Source organism: Campylobacter sp. TJR-1 (assembly GCF_032840035.1).
GTDB lineage: Bacteria > Campylobacterota > Campylobacteria > Campylobacterales > Campylobacteraceae > Campylobacter > Campylobacter fetus.
Genome location: NZ_JAWIZX010000003.1, coordinates 193,512 through 214,117 on the forward strand (window position 1 = coordinate 193,512; position 20,606 = coordinate 214,117).

The 20,606-nt window shown below is 33.0% G+C and carries 16 protein-coding genes; 9 read left to right on the forward strand and 7 right to left on the reverse strand.

What is annotated here, in order from left to right:
- Positions 1-95: 95 nt before the first annotated feature.
- Together rpe and RVY88_RS04355 are read left to right on the forward strand one after the other, a co-directional pair.
- Positions 96-737 (forward strand): ribulose-phosphate 3-epimerase, encoded by a 642-nt coding sequence (gene rpe / locus RVY88_RS04350; RefSeq protein ID WP_002849359.1) that lies wholly within the window; start codon positions 96-98, stop codon positions 735-737.
- A gap of 12 nt (positions 738-749) precedes the next feature.
- Positions 750-1,547, forward strand: coding sequence for a 3'-5' exonuclease (locus RVY88_RS04355; RefSeq protein WP_002849360.1), 798 nt, complete (start codon positions 750-752; stop codon positions 1,545-1,547).
- Here the strand turns inward: RVY88_RS04355 and RVY88_RS04360 are convergent.
- The 7 genes from RVY88_RS04360 to RVY88_RS04390 form a co-directional block, all read right to left on the reverse strand.
- Positions 1,540-3,372, reverse strand: a complete 1,833-nt coding sequence (locus RVY88_RS04360) for a primosomal protein N' (protein ID WP_162167165.1) — start codon at positions 3,370-3,372, stop codon at positions 1,540-1,542. The two genes, RVY88_RS04355 and RVY88_RS04360, sit on opposite strands and share 8 nt — an antisense overlap.
- A gap of 7 nt (positions 3,373-3,379) precedes the next feature.
- A complete protein-coding gene (locus RVY88_RS04365; RefSeq protein ID WP_002849361.1) occupies positions 3,380-3,790 on the reverse strand; it encodes a type II secretion system protein in 411 nt (136 codons plus the stop codon).
- A 26-nt stretch (positions 3,791-3,816) separates the two neighbouring features.
- Positions 3,817-4,578 carry a hypothetical protein gene (locus RVY88_RS04370; RefSeq protein WP_011731981.1) on the reverse strand — a complete coding sequence of 254 codons (762 nt, stop codon included), beginning with the start codon at positions 4,576-4,578 and terminating at the stop codon, positions 3,817-3,819.
- Complete coding sequence (locus tag RVY88_RS04375; RefSeq protein WP_162167166.1) at positions 4,575-5,201, reverse strand: type II secretion system protein; 627 nt, start codon at positions 5,199-5,201, stop codon at positions 4,575-4,577. The genes RVY88_RS04370 and RVY88_RS04375 overlap by 4 nt, the downstream gene beginning before the upstream one ends.
- 19 nt (positions 5,202-5,220) lie before the next feature.
- Positions 5,221-5,730 carry a type II secretion system protein gene (locus RVY88_RS04380; RefSeq protein ID WP_274380332.1) on the reverse strand — a complete coding sequence of 170 codons (510 nt, stop codon included), beginning with the start codon at positions 5,728-5,730 and terminating at the stop codon, positions 5,221-5,223.
- A gap of 86 nt (positions 5,731-5,816) precedes the next feature.
- Positions 5,817-6,041, reverse strand: coding sequence for a hypothetical protein (locus tag RVY88_RS04385; RefSeq protein ID WP_002849366.1), 225 nt, complete (start codon positions 6,039-6,041; stop codon positions 5,817-5,819).
- Entirely contained in the window at positions 6,038-6,271 is a 234-nt protein-coding gene (locus RVY88_RS04390; protein ID WP_002849367.1) for a hypothetical protein, read from the reverse strand. The genes RVY88_RS04385 and RVY88_RS04390 overlap by 4 nt, the downstream gene beginning before the upstream one ends.
- A gap of 191 nt (positions 6,272-6,462) precedes the next feature.
- Between RVY88_RS04390 and uvrB the strand changes: the two genes are divergently transcribed.
- The 7 genes from uvrB (at position 6,463) to RVY88_RS04425 (ending at position 20,100) form a co-directional block, all read left to right on the forward strand.
- Entirely contained in the window at positions 6,463-8,439 is a 1,977-nt protein-coding gene (gene uvrB / locus RVY88_RS04395; RefSeq protein WP_162167168.1) for an excinuclease ABC subunit UvrB, read from the forward strand.
- 352 nt (positions 8,440-8,791) lie between these two features.
- Complete coding sequence (locus RVY88_RS04400; protein ID WP_011731985.1) at positions 8,792-9,838, forward strand: PepSY-associated TM helix domain-containing protein; 1,047 nt, start codon at positions 8,792-8,794, stop codon at positions 9,836-9,838.
- Positions 9,839-9,864: 26 nt separating this feature from the next.
- Positions 9,865-12,003, forward strand: a complete 2,139-nt coding sequence (locus tag RVY88_RS04405) for a TonB-dependent siderophore receptor (RefSeq protein ID WP_162167169.1) — start codon at positions 9,865-9,867, stop codon at positions 12,001-12,003.
- Between the two features lie 322 nt (positions 12,004-12,325).
- Positions 12,326-13,645 (forward strand): MATE family efflux transporter, encoded by a 1,320-nt coding sequence (locus RVY88_RS04410; RefSeq protein ID WP_011731987.1) that lies wholly within the window; start codon positions 12,326-12,328, stop codon positions 13,643-13,645.
- A 112-nt stretch (positions 13,646-13,757) separates the two neighbouring features.
- A complete protein-coding gene (locus tag RVY88_RS04415) occupies positions 13,758-15,848 on the forward strand; it encodes an RNA degradosome polyphosphate kinase (protein ID WP_162167170.1) in 2,091 nt (696 codons plus the stop codon).
- 1,045 nt (positions 15,849-16,893) lie between these two features.
- Complete coding sequence (gene metE, locus RVY88_RS04420) at positions 16,894-19,149, forward strand: 5-methyltetrahydropteroyltriglutamate--homocysteine S-methyltransferase (protein ID WP_011731988.1); 2,256 nt, start codon at positions 16,894-16,896, stop codon at positions 19,147-19,149.
- 57 nt (positions 19,150-19,206) lie between these two features.
- Positions 19,207-20,100 (forward strand): methylenetetrahydrofolate reductase, encoded by an 894-nt coding sequence (locus tag RVY88_RS04425; RefSeq protein WP_002849385.1) that lies wholly within the window; start codon positions 19,207-19,209, stop codon positions 20,098-20,100.
- The last annotated feature ends 506 nt before the right edge of the window (positions 20,101-20,606 follow it).

Below are 20,606 nucleotides of genomic sequence, written 5' to 3' on the forward strand. Positions count from 1 at the left end.
TTTCTAAAGAAGCTATCTCAAAATATCCATTGTTTTATTGAATTTTATGTAATTAAAGTGTAAAATAACTTCTGAAATTTAAAAAGGTTTAATAAATGTATGTAGCACCTAGTATATTATCCGCGGATTTTGGAAAACTTGATGACGAAGTAAAGGCTATCTGCGAGGCTGGAGCGGACCTTGTTCACATAGATGTGATGGACGGTCATTTTGTGCCGAATTTAACCGTAGGACCGCTAGTAGTAAATGCAGTAGCAAAATCGTCTTCAAAGCCTTTGGATATTCATTTAATGGTAGAAAATGTACCGTTTTTCGTGGATCTGTTTTTACCGCTAAAACCTAAATTTCTTAGCTTTCATATAGAAGAAGAAAAACATCCTTTAAGACTCATAGAATATATAAGAAAGAACGGAGTAAGTCCGGCTATAGTGCTAAATCCACACACTCCTGTTTCTAGCTTAGAATACATAATAAACGAAGTCGATATGGTACTTTTAATGAGTGTGAATCCGGGCTTTGGTGGACAAAAATTTATACCTTCTGTTCTAAAAAAGATAAAAGAGCTTAGAGATCTTATAGAAAAAAACGGTGCAAAATGTATGATAGAAGTAGATGGCGGCGTAAACGGGCTAAATGTTAGCGAACTTGATGAAGCGGGAGTGGATATAGTAGTAGCAGGAAATTTTGTATTTAGCTCAAATGACTACGAACAAGCCATCAAGGCATTAAAATTATAAAAAGTTATCAATTTGGAACAAAAGTTAGAAAATTTTATAAATTTACTCGGTAAAAGCAGCCTTAATTATTATGATTTCTTGCAAAAAGCAAACGATATATCAAGCTTAAAAGAGATAATCAATGTCAAAGATTTTGATGATTGGAATATTTTAGGGCTTGGTTTAGTAAAGACAGAGAGCGGAAAAGTTACTTTAAAAAGCAAATACACGGATTTCAAAGATCAAGTTTTTTGCGTGGTAGATATAGAAACAAGCGGCGGTATAAACAGTGGTCAAATCATAGAAATAGGAGCGCTAAAACTCTTGGACGGAGTTGAAATAGGGCGTTTTGAAAGTTTTGTTTATGCTCCAAACGTTCCGGAAAATATCAGCGAATTAACAGGAATTTACGCCGCTGATTTAGCTAAAGCACCTAGTCTTGCGAATGTGCTTGAAAAATTCAAGCTGTTTTTAGGAGATAGCGTATTTGTCGCACATAACGTTAAATTTGATTATGATTTTATAAGCATAAGTTTAGAACGTCTTGGTTTTGGAATGCTTTTAAATAGACGAATTTGTACGATTGATTTAGCACGCCGAACGATAATTTCGCAAAAATACGGACTTGGCACATTAAAAGAGCTTTTAGGTATAAGCAATGCTCACCATAGAGCTTTAAATGACGCTATAGCTGCTGCTGAGATATTTAAAGAGTGTGTAAAAAGAGTGCCTTGGAGTATTCAAAGTGTCGAAGATCTCATCATCTTTAGTAAAACCGCAAAGAGTTTAAAACTTCCAAATACTTTAGTCAAGGCAAAAGAATTTAGTTAAAATTTACCGGATCTATATCCGCGTGGGCTCCGTAATTTCTAGCTATTTTAGCGGCTTTTAGTAGAGGAATATGAGAGTCTGATCTTAATAAAATAGATCTTCTATATTTCAACGCAATAAACTCTATAAGTGCTTTTCCGTGACCTATAATTTCTAAATTTGAAATATCTTTTAAATTTGATAATATATCTTTTTCAAATTTCAAAGCATTTTGTTCATTTTTATCTTCTATAACTATTCTAAGAAGTCGAACAAACGGTGGATATAAGGGATTTCTAGATTCCAACTCATCTTCTAAAAATTTATCATAATCCTCTAAGTACTCTTGAAAAAACTCAGATTTATTTGTCTGGATAATAACTCTTCCTTCACCGACCCTAGCAGCGCGACCCGCAACTTGCATAGCAAGAGCCAAAGTCTTTTCTCTAGCTCTAAAATCCGCATATTCAAGATGCTCATCAAGCCCCATGATCACGGCTAAATCCACGTTATGATAGTCGTGACCTTTGCTTAGCATTTGCGTGCCTACAAGGATATCTATCTTTTTGTTGTTAAAGTTTTTTAGCAGAGTTGTTAGCTTGTTTTGCGTAGTAATTTCATCTTTATCAAATTTAGCTATTTGAGCATTCGGAAAGGCTTTTTCCAGACTCAAAACAAGCTCGCTAGTACCTATTTTGTTTGCTTCTAACATATCGCTACCGCACTTAGGGCAACTGTTTGGTATAGTGGTACTAAAGCCGCAGTAGTGGCACTTAAGAGATCCGGTTTTTTTATGAAGGCTCATAGAAACACTGCAAAAAGGACATTTTATGCTGTTAAAACAATTTATGCAAGTTAAGAATTTAAAATTAGCCCTAGTAGGCAAGAAAATAACGGCTTGTTTTTCCATTTTTAGAGTTTTATCTATATTTTCTATTATTAGATTGCTTAGAGCGGTTGGGAAATTATCATAAATAAACTCTTTTTTAGAGTCAAAAAATGTTCCTTTTAGTCTAAAATGTTTAAATTTAAAAAAACTACTCACGCTTGGAGTAGCGCTTCCTAAAACAACTCTTATATCTCCAAAACTTGCTAGATAAACGCTTAGATCCCTAGCATTATAGTACGGCTCACTACTATTTTTATAGCTATCATCATGCTCCTCATCAACTACTATAAGTCCTAAATTCCAAAACGGCAAAAATAGTGCAGACCTAGCTCCTGCTATTAGCTTGATCTCTCCACGAAAAAATCTTTCTAATAAGATTTTTTTATTTTTGGGTGTTATTTTTGAGTGCCAGATACCTACAGACGAACCAAAATAACTCTCCAAACGCGTTTGCATCTGCGGTGTTAGAGAGATTTCTGGCATCAAAAGTAGGGCTTGTTTATTTTCATTTAATACCTCTTTTATAAGAGATATATATACTTCGCTTTTTCCGCTTCCGGTATCTCCAAAAAGTAATGAAACGCTATTTTGCTTGATAAACTCAAGAGCATTTTGCTGTTTTTGGCTTAATTCCGGGGATTTTATAAAACTATAATTCATATTTGAAATTTCATAGTAAGGCTCAAAAAGCCCTAAGCAAACACCGATTTCGCAAGTGTAATATCTGGATATAAATTCAGCTAATTTAATCTGAATTTGCGTAAGTTTTTGCGGTAAAATTTCCAAAATAGCAGACGTTTTAAATTTCGGTTTTTCTACGCTTTTTATCACAAATCCGTTGCAAATTCTGTTTTTCACTTTTACGCTAACTGCGCTAAAAATTTCGATATCAAATTTGCTTTCATAAGTAAGCGGTTTTAAATTCAAACCGCTAAGAGCTATTTCGTAATAATTCATCGTAAATTTAAAGTTTTTTCTCTATTTTTTTACAAAGATCATTTGCGTTTGGATCGCAGTATAAATTTCCGTTTTTATCAATGCTAAAAGTCACCGTTACATTATTTTTTATATCTAGTTTTAAATTTGCTTCATTTACCGACCATCTTAACAAGTAGTCCGAACTAGTATTGTATTGTGTGCTTACTTCGGCTTCTTTTAGAACATCGTTTAAATCTATAACCGACTCATCAGATATCAAGAAACTATCACTTCTTTTTAGGGCTATTACCGATCTTATGGTGGCTAGCTCTACTTGTGCTTTTGCTATTTGAGCGTCTTCGCGGTTTATATTAAAAATCGGTATTGCTATACTAGCTAGTATTCCTAAAATGATAATGACGAACACAATCTCGATCATAGTAAATGCTTTTCTCATATTTATACTCTCTTAAAAATATCTTCTTATATTGTTTCTGCCGGATCGCTCCAGTATGAAGGATCTTCTATGGTATCGAGTGTTTGACTATCTATATACTCTTCACCTAGCAAAGCACAATCCGCAATTCTATCGGCACGAGTAGCAGATGATGGTTGACCGATACAGAAAAATTTACCATTCAAAGACGGAATAAACTTACCACCTTTAGAACACATACTGTCGTTATACTTATGCAAAGTAGGAGAACAATAATCAAATATAATAGATTTATTCGCAACTCTTAAAAAGTATCTTCCATCATATGGATCTCCGCCACTATTATTTATTCTGCTCCAGCCTTTCTCGTTGTTGTTTTCAGCACCTTTTATAGGAGTAGCTAAAACCATTTTAAATAATAAGCGATAATCGCTACCCTTCTTTTTTCTGGATTGATCTAGCATCATAGGATATACTCCTTTATTTCTAGTTTTAAGAAAGTCCATATCAAATTTGGATCTACCTTCATTTTCTTGAGCGCTATTGCCTTGTGGAGAGCATTTTGTAAAACAGTATAACTCGTCATAATATCCTTTTCCCATCTGAGCTGCTTTGTAGTACTCTATACCTCTTCTTATGGCTGATATCTGCATTTTTACTTTTGCTATTTCGGCGTCGTTTTTGTTGGCTACTAGTCTAGGAACTAAAATACTAGCCAACATACCTAAGATAATTATAACAAAAACTATCTCTATCACGGTAAAACCTCTAACCCCCCCCCTGATATATTTTTTAAATTTAATATTCATAAAGCTAGTCTCTCCTTTTTGTAAATTTTATATTTATTAAATTTGTTCTTCACCCAACAAACCGCATTTTTTTTATCGCTATCACTACAGTAAAATTTACCCATATACTTGTACTTGTCAGTATCATTATTAGTAGGAGGACATATTTGTTTGCTTGATTCAGTCTGTGTCGCGATAGAACAGTAATCAAAACGAATAGCCTCTTTCCCAAATCTTATAAAATACCTTCCCTCATATGTTAGTTTATTAGACGAATTTTGTCTGCTCCAACCGTTTTGGGTATTGTTGCTTGTTCCTTTTATAGGATTAGGTAGCACTGTTGAAAATAATTCTTTATGATCTCCAAAATCTTCTAAAAATAACGGATAGATAGTATCGTTTTTGTTTTCATCCCATTTTTTCGGTATGTCTTTAACTTCTAAAGTTTGTTTAGTTTTTCCTGATATTATCTGAGATGTCGTGTAATCTCTTATTCCTGCTCTTATGGCAGCGATTTGTATTTTTATGGTTGCTATATCTGCATCTTGTTTTTTTGCTGAAAAACTAGGAATTATAAAGCTAGCAAGTATACCTAAAATGACCATTACAAAAACAAGCTCCACTAAACTAAATGCTTTTTTCATATTTTATATTCTTTTAAATTTAAGGATGTGGCTTTTCTTCTATTTTGTTGCATCCAGTTACGCATATAAAGTCTCCTATATTATCATCGTTACATCTATCCGTACGTTTAGTAGTAGTAGGCGAACAGTAATCCATTGTTATGACTTCATCCACTTTACCGTTTCCAAGAGAATACAGATATCTTGTTCCATAATCAGTTTGATCCGACCAGCCTTGAGCTTTTGCTATGGCATTATTTGGCAGCCAACCAACTCCGTTTGATTTTATCGGAGTTGAAATTACGTATTCAAATAAATTCGGTCTATTTTTTATTTCACCTTCTTCTAACTGCTCTGGATAAATATCTTTTTTTTCACTTTTTTTTGCTAATCTTTGCTGGTTTGCGTAATCTCTTATTCCTTCTCTTATGGTGGCTATTTGTGATTTTAGTTGAGATATTTGTGCGTCTTGTTTGTTGGCTACTAGTCTAGGAACTGCGATACTAGCTAATATCCCTAAAATCACGATAACAAACAAAATTTCCATCATTGTGAAGCCACGAGATAATAATATAGTGGATTTTTCCTTCATAAAACCAGCCCCTCCCTTATTTGTAAATATCTTTAAATTTATACCTACTTTAAAGTTTTATCAAGATCTCCAAGAAGCTTATCCATTTGCTCTTTTTGGATATATGCTTCATGGCATTTTTGTATAAAAGCAGTTAGCAGATCTTTTACTCCAAACTGATATTTATCTTGTAATAAATTTTTTATATCTTCACCGAAAGCCTCCGCGAATTCATCCTCTAAGCGGATAGTATAGTCTTTGGAGGCTATTGTAAGAATGATTTGTTTCATCTACCAAGAACAGCCTCAACCTGTTTAAGTAGATCGTCACTGGCTAGATTTTGGTTTTTAAGCTCCTCTTCAAGACGCATTATTTGATTTGTTTTAGCTTCGTTTTGCGCTTTTACGCTTACTAATTCGTTTCTTAGGGCTTCATTATTTTCACATACTTCTTCATATTTTAGCATCAGCTCTGTTACTTTTGAGGCTAGTGTATTTAAAACTTTTTCATTCTCAAACATAGTCTTCCTTTTTTATAGAAATAATTTATTTTATTTTAGCATATTTTTTGTCATATCTGCATAAAAATGTGAGAATTTTAATAGATTAATGCTGGATTTACGTGTATATTTTTAAACTTATACAAATATTTATATAGATAAACATCTTTATTATTTATGATATAATTTCGCAAAAATAAAAAAGAGAATATATGGATAAATTTGAGATATCTAGTAAATTTAAGCCAAGCGATGATCAAGAAAAAGCCGTAACAAACATAGTAGATAGCATAAGATCCGGAAATAAATTTAACGTCCTTTTAGGAGTAACTGGAAGCGGTAAAACTTTTACGATGGCAAATGTGATAAAACGCCTAAATATGCCGACTCTCATCATGACACACAACAAAAGCTTAGCCGCGCAGCTTTATAGCGAATTCAAAGGCTTTTTTCCTAAAAATCACGTCGAGTATTTCATAAGCTACTATGATTACTACCAACCTGAAGCCTATATACCGCGCCAAGATCTTTTTATAGAAAAAGATAGCTCTATAAATGAAGAATTGGAGCGTTTAAGACTTAGTGCGACTGCGAATTTGCTTGAGTTTGATGATGTGGTAGTCGTGGCTTCCGTATCTGCAAACTACGGTTTAGGAAATCCTGCTGAATATAAAGGTATGGTTTTACTGCTGAGTTTAGGTATGAGCTTAAATCAAAAAGAGTTACTTTTAAAACTAGTAGATATGGGATATAAAAGAAACGATGCGTACTTTGATCGTGGAGATTTTCGAGTAAATGGTGACGTGGTAGATATCTATCCAGCGTATTTTAACGATGAAGCCATCAGACTTGAGTTTTTTGGAGACGAGCTTGACGCTATGTATCACTTTGACGTATTAGAAAATAAACGCACTAAAGACGTTAGCAAATTTATACTATATGCAACAAGTCAGTTTATAGTCGGCGAAAATAGACTAAAACAAGCGATAAAAGATATCGAGCTTGAACTTGAAGATAGGCTTGCATTTTATGAAAAAGAAAATAGATTAGTCGAGTATCAAAGGCTTAAGCAAAGAGTGGAATTTGACCTTGAGATGCTCTCAAGCACCGGAAGTACCAAAGGCGTAGAAAATTACGCGCGTTATCTAACAGGGCAAAAAGCAGGAGAGACGCCGTATTCTTTGTTTGATTACTTTGAAGTGAGCGGCAAGGACTATCTTGTTATAGTAGATGAAAGCCACGTGAGTTTGCCACAATTTCGCGGAATGTACGCAGGCGATAGAAGTAGAAAAGAGGTTCTAGTCGAGTACGGTTTCAGACTTCCTTCTGCGCTTGATAACAGACCTTTGAAATTTGATGAGTTTATAGCAAAAAAGGCAAACTATCTGTTTGTCTCAGCCACTCCAAACCAGTATGAGATAGATCTCTCACAAGGTCATGTTTATGAGCAAATACTTAGGCCTACCGGACTTCTTGATCCACGCATAGAAGTCATAAGTAGCGATAATCAAGTAGAAGTTTTGTTTGATAGGGCAAAAGCAGTCATAGCAAGAGGCGAAAGAGTGCTAGTAACGACTCTAACTAAAAAGATGAGTGAAGAGCTAACGCGCTACTACCAAGAACTTGGTATCAAGGTCAAATACATGCACTCAGACATCGACGCAGTCGAAAGAAACGAGCTTATAAGAGGTCTTAGAAAAGGGGAGTTCGATATGCTTGTTGGTATAAATTTACTCCGTGAGGGGCTAGATCTACCAGAAGTCTCTTTGGTAGCTGTTTTAGACGCCGACAAAGAGGGCTTTTTAAGAAGTCGTACAAGCCTCATACAAACTATGGGAAGAGCAGCTAGAAACGTAAATGGAACGGTTATATTATTTGCAAATAAAATAACAAATTCTATGAAAGAAGCCATAGATACAACTGAAGAAAGGCGTAAATATCAGGGCGATTATAACAAAAAGTACGGTATAACTCCGCGCTCGGCTAGTAGAAATTTAGAAGATAGCTTAAAAGAAGAAGATCTACCAAATTTATATAACAAAGCCAAAAAATTAGAAAAAATGCCGGCGAGTGAGCGAGCAAAAATCGTAAAAGAACTAAGAAAACAGATGCTTGAAGCGGCTAAGAATTTGGAATTTGAAAAAGCTGCGGCTCTAAGAGACGAGATAGCAAAACTTAGAGAGCTTTAAATATTTATTAAATTTAAGTACCGCGATATTAGTCACGGTTGGTGTGTTAAATTTGTTATAAATAATACGATTGATCTATTATAAAATATTATAATACTAGTGTTTTATAAAGTAATTTTAGCATCTATAATTAGTATTTATCTAGATACATTTTCATTTAAAAATAATAAAATATATTATTAAAATTCTTGAAATAGCTCATAAAAACAGTTAATTTTATAACGGATTATTTTAATAATCATTATTATTAAACAATATATAAGTTTTAGTTATATATAATTCCATCATTTTTATCTTAATTTTAATATTTTCTAATATATAAAATTAAATTACATTATATTTAAGGATAAATTTGAGAAAAATATTTTATAGAATTCATAAATACTTGGCAATTATATTTTTTATTCCGCTTATCGTTATAGGATTTAGCGGATCTGTGTTGGTATATAAAACAGAGTTTGATAATCTCATAATGCCAAACGTAGTGAGCGTAACACCTGGCGGGCAAAGAGTTAAATTTGATGATATGACTAGAAATATCAATAATACTTATATCAACCATGAAATAGTAGGTTGGCTTATAAATACAGATAATACAAAATCAGATAGAGTTTATCTCATTGAACACAATGATACACAATGGAAGTCAATATATATTGATCAATACACAGGCAAAATTATGGATAAACTAAAGCCGCACGATAGTTATCTTAGCGATATTATACTTGAGATTCACGACAATTTACTTTTGGAGCAAAATGGCAGGATAATGGTTGGAATTTTGGGTTTAATAATGTTTTTCATAGGAGTTAGCGGATTTGTTATTTATAACCGGTTTTGGATAAATTTATTTAAGTTAAGATTTAAAAATATAGCAGTCGCTATGACGGATATACATAAATTTATAGGAGTTTGGGCGTCTGCGCTTTTATTTATAATCGGTCTTACTGGATCTTGGTGGGCATTAAATTTTTTATTTAAACAAGCTGGTCAAATAGATGAAAATTTTAGAATAAATGAAAAAATTTATAACAAAAATTTATCGATTGATGAGCTTTTTGAAAAGTCCCAAATTGATTTTGACGGATTTATACCTTATTATATAAGTTATCCGTTTTACATCGATAGAAACATCACGTTTTACGGAATGAATAAGAATCAAAATTTCCTTCATCATCAGTACTCGAATCAAGTAAGTTACGACAAACAAAGCGGAAAATTGATAGAGATAAAAAATATAGAAAACGCAAAAATAAGCGATCGATTTTTATCTACATTTAGAAAAGCGCATTTTGGTTATTACAATGAGGTGACTAAATTTATCTGGTTTTTAGTGGGTTTGACGCCATTTATGCTAAGCATTACCGGTATTTATCTTTGGTTAAAAAGAAAAAAATAAGAAAATAATGAAACTAAGGAGACGATATGAAGTTAAGTAGAATTTTACTTTCGGCAGTAGTTGCTATATTTGTACTTCAAGAAAATACTAAAATTTTAGCAAACGAAACAAATCAGGTATCTTTAGAGGCTGTAGATATAGCAGCTCCTATAAGAAATGACGATAAAAACTATAATACTCAAGAGATCGTTAAAAGCACTACAAGGCTTGATTTGAATGTTCGAGAAATACCGCAGTCTTTAAGTATTATAACAGAAGCAAAGCTAAGAGATCTTGACGTAAATGACTATCAAGAGCTGCTTCGTCATATACCAGGAGTTACTCTTAACAAATGGGATGAGCGCGTTTATCCGACTATTAGGGGTTTTAGTGTTGATTATTATCTGCTTGATTCTATGCCGAGTTTCGGCGGTTTTTCACTTGGAGCAAACGATATGAGCTTGATACCATATGAGAGAGTTGAAGTAGTCAAAGGAGCAAACGGACTTCTAGCGGGCGCCGGAAATCCTGCGGCTAGTATCAATTTTATAAGAAAAAGAGCAGATAGTAGAGATTTTAAAGCGGTATTAAAAACAAGCGGAGGATCATATGATAAATACGGTATCTCAGGTGATGTTTTATCCCCTTTAAACAAAGATGGCAGCATAAGAGGAAGACTTTCGTTTTCACATGAGAAATCTAGATCTTTTATGGATTATTATAAACGTAAAAATGACGTGATTTATACCGTTATAGATGCCGATGTAGGCGATAACTCTTGGGTTTCTTTAGCCGGATTTTATCAAGATTTGCAAAGAAACGGAATTCGTTGGGGCGGTATGCCAGCATTTTATACAAATAAAAGCAGAACAAATTTTAGTAAAAACCAAATTTTTTCTCAGCCTTGGACTAGATGGGATATAAAAACTCTTGATTTTTACGCCGATTATAAATATTTTTTTAGAAACGATGCCGTTTTTAATTATTCATATTCGTTTAGACGCGCAAACACTGACTCAAATTTGCTTTATTATGGTGGAAATCTCCCTACGAATAACATAGGAAATATCGACGGGCTTTCCGTCTATGCAAACAAACGTGAAGAAAATATACACAATATCGATAGTTATCTAACGCTTCCTTACGCCGCTTTTGATAAAAATCATGAATTTGTTTTTGGTGCTATGTATAATAACTATAAAAAAAGCGCAGATAACGTAAGTAGCTATTGGAATTCAAAAAATACGCCTGCCGGACTTAAATTTACTTCCGATACTATTTTAAATTTCAACAATTTATATATAAACGATCCGAGATTTCCATATATAGATCAAAATAATCCTGATAAAACTATTCAAAAAGCAATATATATGGCAAATAAATTTCAAATTACAGACTATGCTAAATTTTTAGTAGGCGGTAGAATGAGTTACTGGAAATATAGCATTGAAGGCGGAAATGCAAATAGAAATTTTACAAGAGAAATAACTCCGTACATAGGAATAGTATATGATTTAAACGAAAATTATTCTCTTTATGCTAGTTATACAAGTATATTTAAACCGCAAAATAAAAAAGATATAAATGGAAAATATCTTGATCCTATAGAAGGCAAAGACTATGAAGTCGGTATCAAAGCAGAGTACTTTGGAGGAGCTCTTCAAACTTCATTTGGTCTATTTAAAATAGAACAAGATAAGCTTGCAACGGCTTATGAACCAGATATAAAGATACCTGGTACGTCACAATCTGCTTATATCGCTTCAAAAGGTGTTTTGAGCAAGGGATTTGAGATTGATGTTATGGGCGATATAAATAGTGATTTGAGCTTAAGTTTTGGTCTTACTCATTTTAAAGCAGAAGATGCAAAAGGTATGAAATACAACACTGAAGCCGCCAGAACTACTGCTAATTTATTTGCTAAATATACCATTCAAAATCTTAGAATAGGCGGAGGTATTTTATATAAAAGTAAAATTTACGTAGGTAGCGGTGATAGACGAATAACTCAAAATGACTATGCTTTAGTAAATTTAATGCTTGGATATAAAATCAATAAAAACTTTGATATCCAGCTAAATATCGATAATTTATTTGATAAACGATATTATGAAGGTATAGGAGCAAATAAGATGGTTTATGGCGATCCAAGGCTATTTAACTTAACTTTTAGTTATAATTTATAATTGAAATTTAAGGTTTTTATATTTAAATTTTAATGTAAAAACCTTATTAAATTTATACTTTATGGTGCGTATTTTACATAATTACCAAATTTTATATTGTATTTTATAATTAAATATATTTAACAGATTTAATATTAAGTGGAATTTTTACTTATTTTTTGTATAATTGTTTAAATTTAAAAAAGGTGATTTATGATGACTTATCGGTACGCTTGTCAAAATAAATTATACTTAAAATTAAATTTATACATACAAGCTATCAACGGAGTTTATTAGCGTTTTATTTTTTAAATAGCAAAAAATTTAAAAAATAGGAGTTGATATGAGCTTTAAACCTACAAAATTATTTATAAAATATGCTTTTCCAAATATGATAAGCACGGCTTTCATCTCGTTTTATTTTATCATAGATACTATATTCGTCGGGCAGATGATAGGTACAAAGGCGCTTGGAGCTATGGGACTTACTATGCCTTTTATAATGATAAGTTTTGCGCTCATAGATATGATAGCAGTAGGCTCATCTGTACAAATAGCGCTTCGTCTTGGAAGCGGTAGATTTAAACAAGCTTGCGGGATATTTAGCTTTAGTTTGATAACTGTTTTTATCTTTGCATGCTTTGTGTTTTTATTTGGTTTTTTCTTTATAGAACCTATTAGCAATTACTTGATAGACGATAAAGAATTAGCTGTACTTGCGGCGCAGTATGCTAAGGTTTTTGCGCTGTTTTGTCCAGTCATAATGCTCTGTTTTATGTTAGATAACTACCTTAGAATTTGTAAAAAACCTATATATAGTATGTGCGTAAATATCTTTGTTGCGTTTATAAATATAGTCTTAGACTATATTTTTATAGTAATTTTAGAATGGGGACTTTTCAGCGCCGCTTTAGCTACTTGCATCGGACTTAGTTTAGGGACTTTGCTTGGATTTACACCGTTTGTATTTGGAAATTTAGAGTTAAAATTAAGCAAAGCGTTTATAAATTTAAAAATCATAAAAAACATAATATATAATGGCAGTTCAGAGTTTTTGACAAATATCTCTACATCGCTTTTCGTCATCGCGGCAAACGCTTTGCTACTAGATATCGCAGGAGTGCGGGGCGTGGCTATACTTGAGGTAATTTTTGCCATAGATAGTTTTATGGCGTCTTTGATATTTAGTATGTGCGATGGAATGCAGCCTCTTCTTAGCTATTATTACGGTGCGAAAAATATTAAATTTATCATGGCTCTGTTTTGGCGAACGTTTTTTGGCGCTATCGCTCTTGGAGTTATGATTGTTGTGGCGATATCTTTTGGTAGCGATTTTATAGTTTCGTTTTTTAGCAGAGATATCGAATTTATAGCAGCTAGCAAGGAGGCTTTACTGGTTTTTTCACCGGTGTATCTATGTTCATGGTTCATTATATTTGCTAATTCGTTTTTTACTGCTTTAAATAGACCTGCTTACTCTCTTAGCATATCTTTAAGTGCGAATTTGCTTATTCCTTTACCTTTTTTGTATATTTTGACAAATTTTTTAGAAGTAAACGGAGTATGGCTAACTCCGTTTGCGGCTAAGTTTTGTGTTGTTTGGTTGGCTTTATATTTTTTAAGAGAGACTATAAAAAAATTAAATTTGAACTTTTTATCATGAATTTATTACCCGAATTTACACAATTTAATGATAATTCTATTTTAAATTTAGAATATTAAGTGAAATTTTCACTCATTTTTAGTATAATTATGCCAAATTAAAAGGTTGGTTTATGGAAAACAAAGATATTTTTATCAATCGTGAGCTATCTTGGCTTAGATTTAATTCACGTGTTTTGTCTCAGTGCGAAAAAGATCTTCCGCTACTTGAGAAACTTAAGTTTATAGCTATTTATTCGACAAATTTAGATGAGTTTTATATGATACGTATAGCAGGTCTTAAACAGCTTTTTGCTGCTGGAGTCGTAGTAAGCGGAAGTGATGAGATGACACCGCTTGATCAGCTAAGAGAGATAAGGAAATACCTAAAAGATGAACAACAAATTTTAGAAGATTATTATAAAGAAACAGTTACAAAGTTATCTTTATCCGGTTTGCATATAAAAAAATATGAAGATTTAGAAGATGATATAAAAGCTAGAGCGGATGATTACTTTTTTTCAAATATTTTACCTGTTATCGTGCCTATAGCAGTTGATGCAACTCATCCGTTTCCGCACTTAAATAACCTTAGTTTTGGACTTGCGGTAAAGCTTTGTGATGAAGCGCATCCGGAGATAGTTAAGTTTGGAATGATAAGAATCAGCAGAGTGCTTCCTAGGTTTTACGACGCCGGAGATGGTATTTACGTGCCAATTGAAAGTATAGTTCATCGCCACGCTGAAGAGATATTTCCCGGATATAAACTTCTTGCTAGCTGCGCATTTAGAGTAACTAGAAATGCTGATATGGTTATCGAAGAAGAAGAAGCAGATGACTTTATGCTTATACTTGAGCAAGGTCTGAAACTTCGCAGAAAAGGTGCTTTTGTACGTTTACAAATCGAAAAAGATCCAGATCCGGAGATACTTGAGTTTTTAAATTTACATATGAAAATTTTCTATAAAGATATCTATGAATACAGCATTCCTCTAACTCTAGGAGCTTTATGGCAAATTATAGGCGATAAAGAATTTTCTCATTTACTACTTCCGCCCTATACGCCAAAAACACTTCCGCCCTTTGGACAAAACGTCTCAATGTTTGAAGCAATAGATAAAGAAGACGTTTTGCTTTTTCACCCATATGAGAGCTTTGAGCCGGTAACGCAGTTTATAAAAGAGGCTGCGAAAGATCCAAAAGTTATATCTATACGTATGACTTTATATAGAGTAGAGAAAAACTCAAGTATAATTCAATCTCTCATAGACGCTGCGAGCGATGGCAAACAAGTAACTGTTATGGTAGAGCTAAAGGCTAGATTTGATGAGGAAAATAACCTTCACTGGGCAAAAGCACTTGAAAACGCAGGAGCACACGTTATATACGGTATCACGGGATTTAAAGTACATGCAAAAGTATCTCAAGTAATAAGGCAAATAGGCGACAAGCTAAAATTCTATATGCATCTTGGTACCGGAAATTACAACGGAAGTAGTGCAAAGATCTACACCGACGTAAGTTATTTTACTAGCAGAGAAGAATTTGCTAAAGATACTACAACGTTTTTTCATATATTATCTGGATTTAGTAAAAACCGTCGTTTAAATGCTCTATCTATGTCTCCTATGCAGATAAAAGAAAGAGTTATAGAGATGATAAAAAACGAAGCAAAGATGGGCAAAGATGGTAAAATAATTGCTAAAATGAATGCTTTAGTAGATAGCGACGTGATAAAAGAGCTTTATAACGCAAGTAGGGCAGGAGTTCAGATAGATCTTATAATAAGAGGAATTTGTTGTCTTAGACCGGCCGTAGAAGGTATGAGTGAAAATATACGCGTACGCTCTATTATAGGAAAATACCTTGAGCACGCTAGGATATTTTATTTTAAACATGCAAATCCTAAGTTTTATATATCAAGTGCAGACTGGATGCCAAGAAATTTAGAAAGACGTCTTGAGCTCATGACTCCTATATATGAAAGTGTTTTACAAGGTAAATTAAGCGAGATATTAAGAGTACAGCTAATAGACAATGATCTTTCGTATGATTTAGGCAATGATGGAGAATATACGAGCGTCATTAGAGCTGACAACGAAAAATCGTTAAATAATCATGAATTCTTTGAGAATTATCTTAATAAAGTATTTAAAACACTCAAAAAAGGTAGCGATCAAGATAAAGTGCAAATACTTGCTTCAAAACTATTTAAAGAGAGTTAGTACTTTTTGATTATCAAATTTACGCGGTTTTTATGAATTTTAGCCGCGTAAATTTACTATAAAACCCACTCCAAAACTCTAAGAAGTTTTTGAACTTCTTTTGTATCTAACTCAAGAATTTTTTTGCTATTTTTATAGGGCTCATTTATCACAATTTCTCTTTGGCTGCTAAATTGAAGAGCAAATGTTCCGTTACTGTTTATTTTTTAAAGATTTTATCATCGATATTCATTAGAATATTTTATAGTAGTTTCCCTATCTTTTTCAAAGTTATTTTTAACGCTTTTTAAGTTTTCTAAACTCAAGTCCGGTGGCTTTAATAAAATCTTTCTATATAAGCTGCATTATCTTGGATTTTAGGCTATTTAACAAAAGAAGTGTTATCGCCAGTTAAATACTTTTGAAAATATCTGTCTACAGTGTCTCTTTCAGCTTTGTAGTCGTTATACATCTCGAAAACCTATTATACTGTTGTTTGGCGTAAGATAAAGTTTGCGTCTGCGACGTTGCTTGCGATGTTTGTTTTTTTGTAATTTAGCTCACTCAATTACAAATTTATAGTTTTTATGTATGTTTTTATATTTTATAAAATGGTCTATAAATATTTTATTTTCAGTCAAATTTTATATTTTTTTAGTTACAATCATCGAACTATTTTAAAATCATAAAGGCGTAAGTATGAGTTGTCCCATGTGTGTTAGCCTACAAAGCAATAAGCAAAGCACTAGAAAATAAAAAAGATTTTAAATTTATACTTAATTTAGAATTTACTTTTATAAGCGTATTTTCATATCTAGCTTTTATCGTTACTTTTCCTATTCATTGTAACTGTATTTTTAAACGCAAAACTCGCCTTACACTGCTACATAAGCATTTTTTCTTATACTTAGACGATGATAAATTATTCTATAAACTCCACGGATTAAAACCGCCGTTAGTTCTTTTTGAGATGCGTAAATTTTACTAAAATAAATCTTGTATTTTTTAAATTTAGTTGGTCTAAGACCTTATATAGTATAATATGTATTTTAACGAAGGATTAAATATGTCAAAAAGTTTTATAACAGGATTTCCTAGAATAGGTGAGCAAAGAGAGCTAAAATTCGCGCTTGAGAGTTTTTGGGCCGGTAAGAGCGATTTTAGCGAAGTTGAGCGCATAGCAAAAGAGCTAAAAGTAAGACACTGGAAGTATCAAAAAGATGCGCATATAGATTTTATAAGCGCAAACGATTTTTCTTATTATGATTTAATGCTTGATAACATTGTAGCTTTTGGAGCGATCCCACCGAGATTTGACGGACTTAGTGGAACTGATCTATACTTTTCAATGGCAAGAGGCAACAAAACAAGCGTAGCTATGGAAATGACAAAATGGTTCAATACAAACTACCATTACATAGTTCCAGAACTTAGCAAAGAGACTAAATTTAGCCTAAATCCTACAAAAATATTAAACGAATATAAAGAAGCAAAAGCCCAGGGTATCACTCCAAAGATAAATTTGATAGGACCTATCACGTTTTTAGCGCTTAGTAAAACAACTGACGGAAGTTGCGCGCTTTGTCATTTAGACGCCTTAGTAGAGCAGTACGCTAAGCTTTTGGTTGAAATTTCTAAGCTTGATAACGAAGTCGTAGTTCAGATAGACGAGCCTATCTTTGTTACCGATAAAGCTGAAAAATTAAAAGATAAAATAGTTCTAGTTTATGAAAAGCTATGTACTAATGATAATGTTAAGATTATATTTATGACGTATTTTGAGCATGCAAACGAAGCCGTAAAAGAGATTGTAAAAACTAAAGTTTGGGGCGTTGGGCTTGATTTTGTACATGCAAGTTGCCAAAAAGATTCTTTAGAGATCCTAAAAAATAGCGATAAAGTTCTGTTTGCCGGACTTATAGACGGTAGAAACGTTTGGGTAAGTGACCTTGACGCCAAGCTTGAGCTGATAAATAAGATTAAAGAGTATATCTCAAGCGAACGCCTAAATATCGGCACCTCTTGCTCACTTTTACACGTTCCATATACTCTAAAATACGAAGAAAAACTAAGTATAAAAGAGTGGCTTAGCTTTGCGGTAGAAAAACTAACCGAAGTAAAACTACTAAAAAAACTAGCAAATAATGAGCATTTTTGTGAATCAGGCGAGGGTTTGCTTGCTAAAAATAGGGCGGCTATCGCTTCAAGAAAGACTTCTGAGTTAGTAAATGATAAAACTGTTCAAGAAAGAGTAAAAAACCTATCTAAATTTGAAAGAGATACTCCTTATGAAGAGCGTATAAAAACTCAAAAAGCTAAATTTAATCTTCCTGAGCTTCCGACTACGACTATAGGTAGTTTCCCGCAAACTCCGGAGCTCCGTCAAGTAAGAAATGCTTATAAAAAATCTCTGATATCGCAAGAAGCTTATGAAAAAGATATCAAAAAATATATTGATGAGTGTATAGCTTTTCAAGAAGAGTGCGGTTTAGACGTACTAGTTCACGGTGAGCCTGAGCGTAATGATATGGTCGAGTATTTCGGCGAGCAGCTAAAAGGATACGCGTTTAGTACTAATGGTTGGGTACAAAGCTACGGTAGTAGATGCGTTAAACCGCCGCTCCTTTTTGGCGATGTGAGTCGTCCAAAAGCTATGACCGTGGATTGGATAAGTTACGCTCAAAGCAAAACAAACAAGATCATGAAAGGTATGCTAACTGGACCGGTTACTATCTTAAACTGGAGCTTTGTAAGAGATGATAAACCAAGAAGCGAGATAGCAAAGGAGCTTGCACTTTGTATTTACGATGAGATAAGCGACCTTCAAAATGCAGGTATCAAAATCATACAAGTCGATGAAGCTGCGTTTAAAGAAGGCTATCCGCTTAGACATGAAAATGTATCCGCTTATGAAAAATTTGCGGTAGATTGCTTTAAACTAAGCGTTTGTTCAGCTAAAGCGGAGACCCAAATTCACACCCATATGTGTTATTCGGAGTTTAACGATATCATCAAAACCATTGAAGCGATGGATGCCGATGTTATCAGCATAGAAACTGCTAGAAGCGGAAACGAGCTACTTAAAATATTCAAATCAGTTGGCTATAAACAAGAAGTAGGACCAGGAGTTTATGATATCCACAGTCCAAGAGTTCCTAGCGTAGAAGAGATAGCTACTCAAATTCACGCTTTACTAGAAGTTCTTCCAAAAAGCCAACTTTGGATAAATCCAGATTGCGGTCTAAAAACAAGAAAATGGGAAGAGGTCAAACCTAGTCTTACAAATATGACTGCAGCGGTTAAAATCGTTCGTTTAAGTTAGAAATATGTATTGATATTTTGCTCATCTTATGATGAGCAAATTTGAAAGTAAAAAAATATGCTGAAAAAGAAGATAAAAGATAATACTCCGGGAATTTTGTTATACGGTCTGACGCCTCCTAAACTAAATTTAACTCACGAAGAAGCAATAATAGTTGCAAAAAAGCAGTTAGAAAGGCTAGAAAATAGAGGCATTGATGGATTGGTTATATATGATTTGCAAGATGAAAGCAATAGAAATAAAAGTGAGCGTACCTTTGAGTTTTGTGGAACTATAAAACCCGAAATTTATCATAAAGAGTTTTTAAAACTAGCTTATCCAGCCGTTATTTACAAAGCTGTTGGAAATTATACGCAAGACGAATTTTGCAGATTTTTAAATGATTCTGGTGAAAATTTAAGTGTATTTGTAGGCGCTAGTTCCAAAAAAGACAGTCCGAAACTAAGTCTTGATATGGCATACAAACTCAAAAAAGAACAAGGTCGAGATATAACTTTGGGCGGCATCTGCATACCGGAAAGACATGAGAAAAAAGGCGATGAAGATCTGCGTGTTGCCGGAAAAACCATAAAAGGCTGCGAGTTTTTTATCACGCAAGCCGTATATAATCTAGAAAACGCCAAACGATTTTTAGACGATTATTCAAATTTAAATATCAAAAAAGTACCTATTATATTTACATTTACGCCTTGCGGGAGTTTGAAAACGCTTGAGTTTATGCGTTGGCTTGGAATTTCAGTACCTAAACAGTTTGAAAATAGACTGTTTAAAAGCGATGATCCACTTAAAGCTTCTATAAGTTTAAGCCTTGATATGTTTGAATTTTTATTTAAATACGGTAAAGCAAAGGGTATTAGCATAGGTGCAAATGTAGAAAGTATATCTACTAGAAAAGTTGAAATCGAGGCTTCGGTTGAGCTTGTAAACGGGATAAAAAGCATTATTTCTTAATTTTTTAGTGTATTTACAAATATAATTGCAAAATAGGGGAGCGCGCAAATAATGCAAAAAGCGCTTTTTGTTACTAAATCTGCTTGTATCTGCATCATTATCCATAAAAATTAATTCAAAAAAGCATTCAATTCTTCATAATAAACTGATAGTTTATACATATAATAATTTATATCAAAACAGAGATATATTTCAAGTTTTAAACATAAGCTTTGCAAACGAATACATCTCAATCATATATGAGATAAATATCTAAAAATATCCAAACAAAATTATCTTAATCATCTTATAAAGTTTGGACTTACTTTATAAACGTATCCAACCGAGTTTATAAAAACATAAATTATGAGTATATCTAACTAAAGCCTAGCTATTATAATTGATCAATAATCGGCTAATTTTAGATTAAAAGGTAAAATCTTAACTATTTTTATTATTTTGTATTGAAAACTATAATTTTCAAACTATTATGAATTCTTGTTTTTGCACTATTCTAATTATGTATT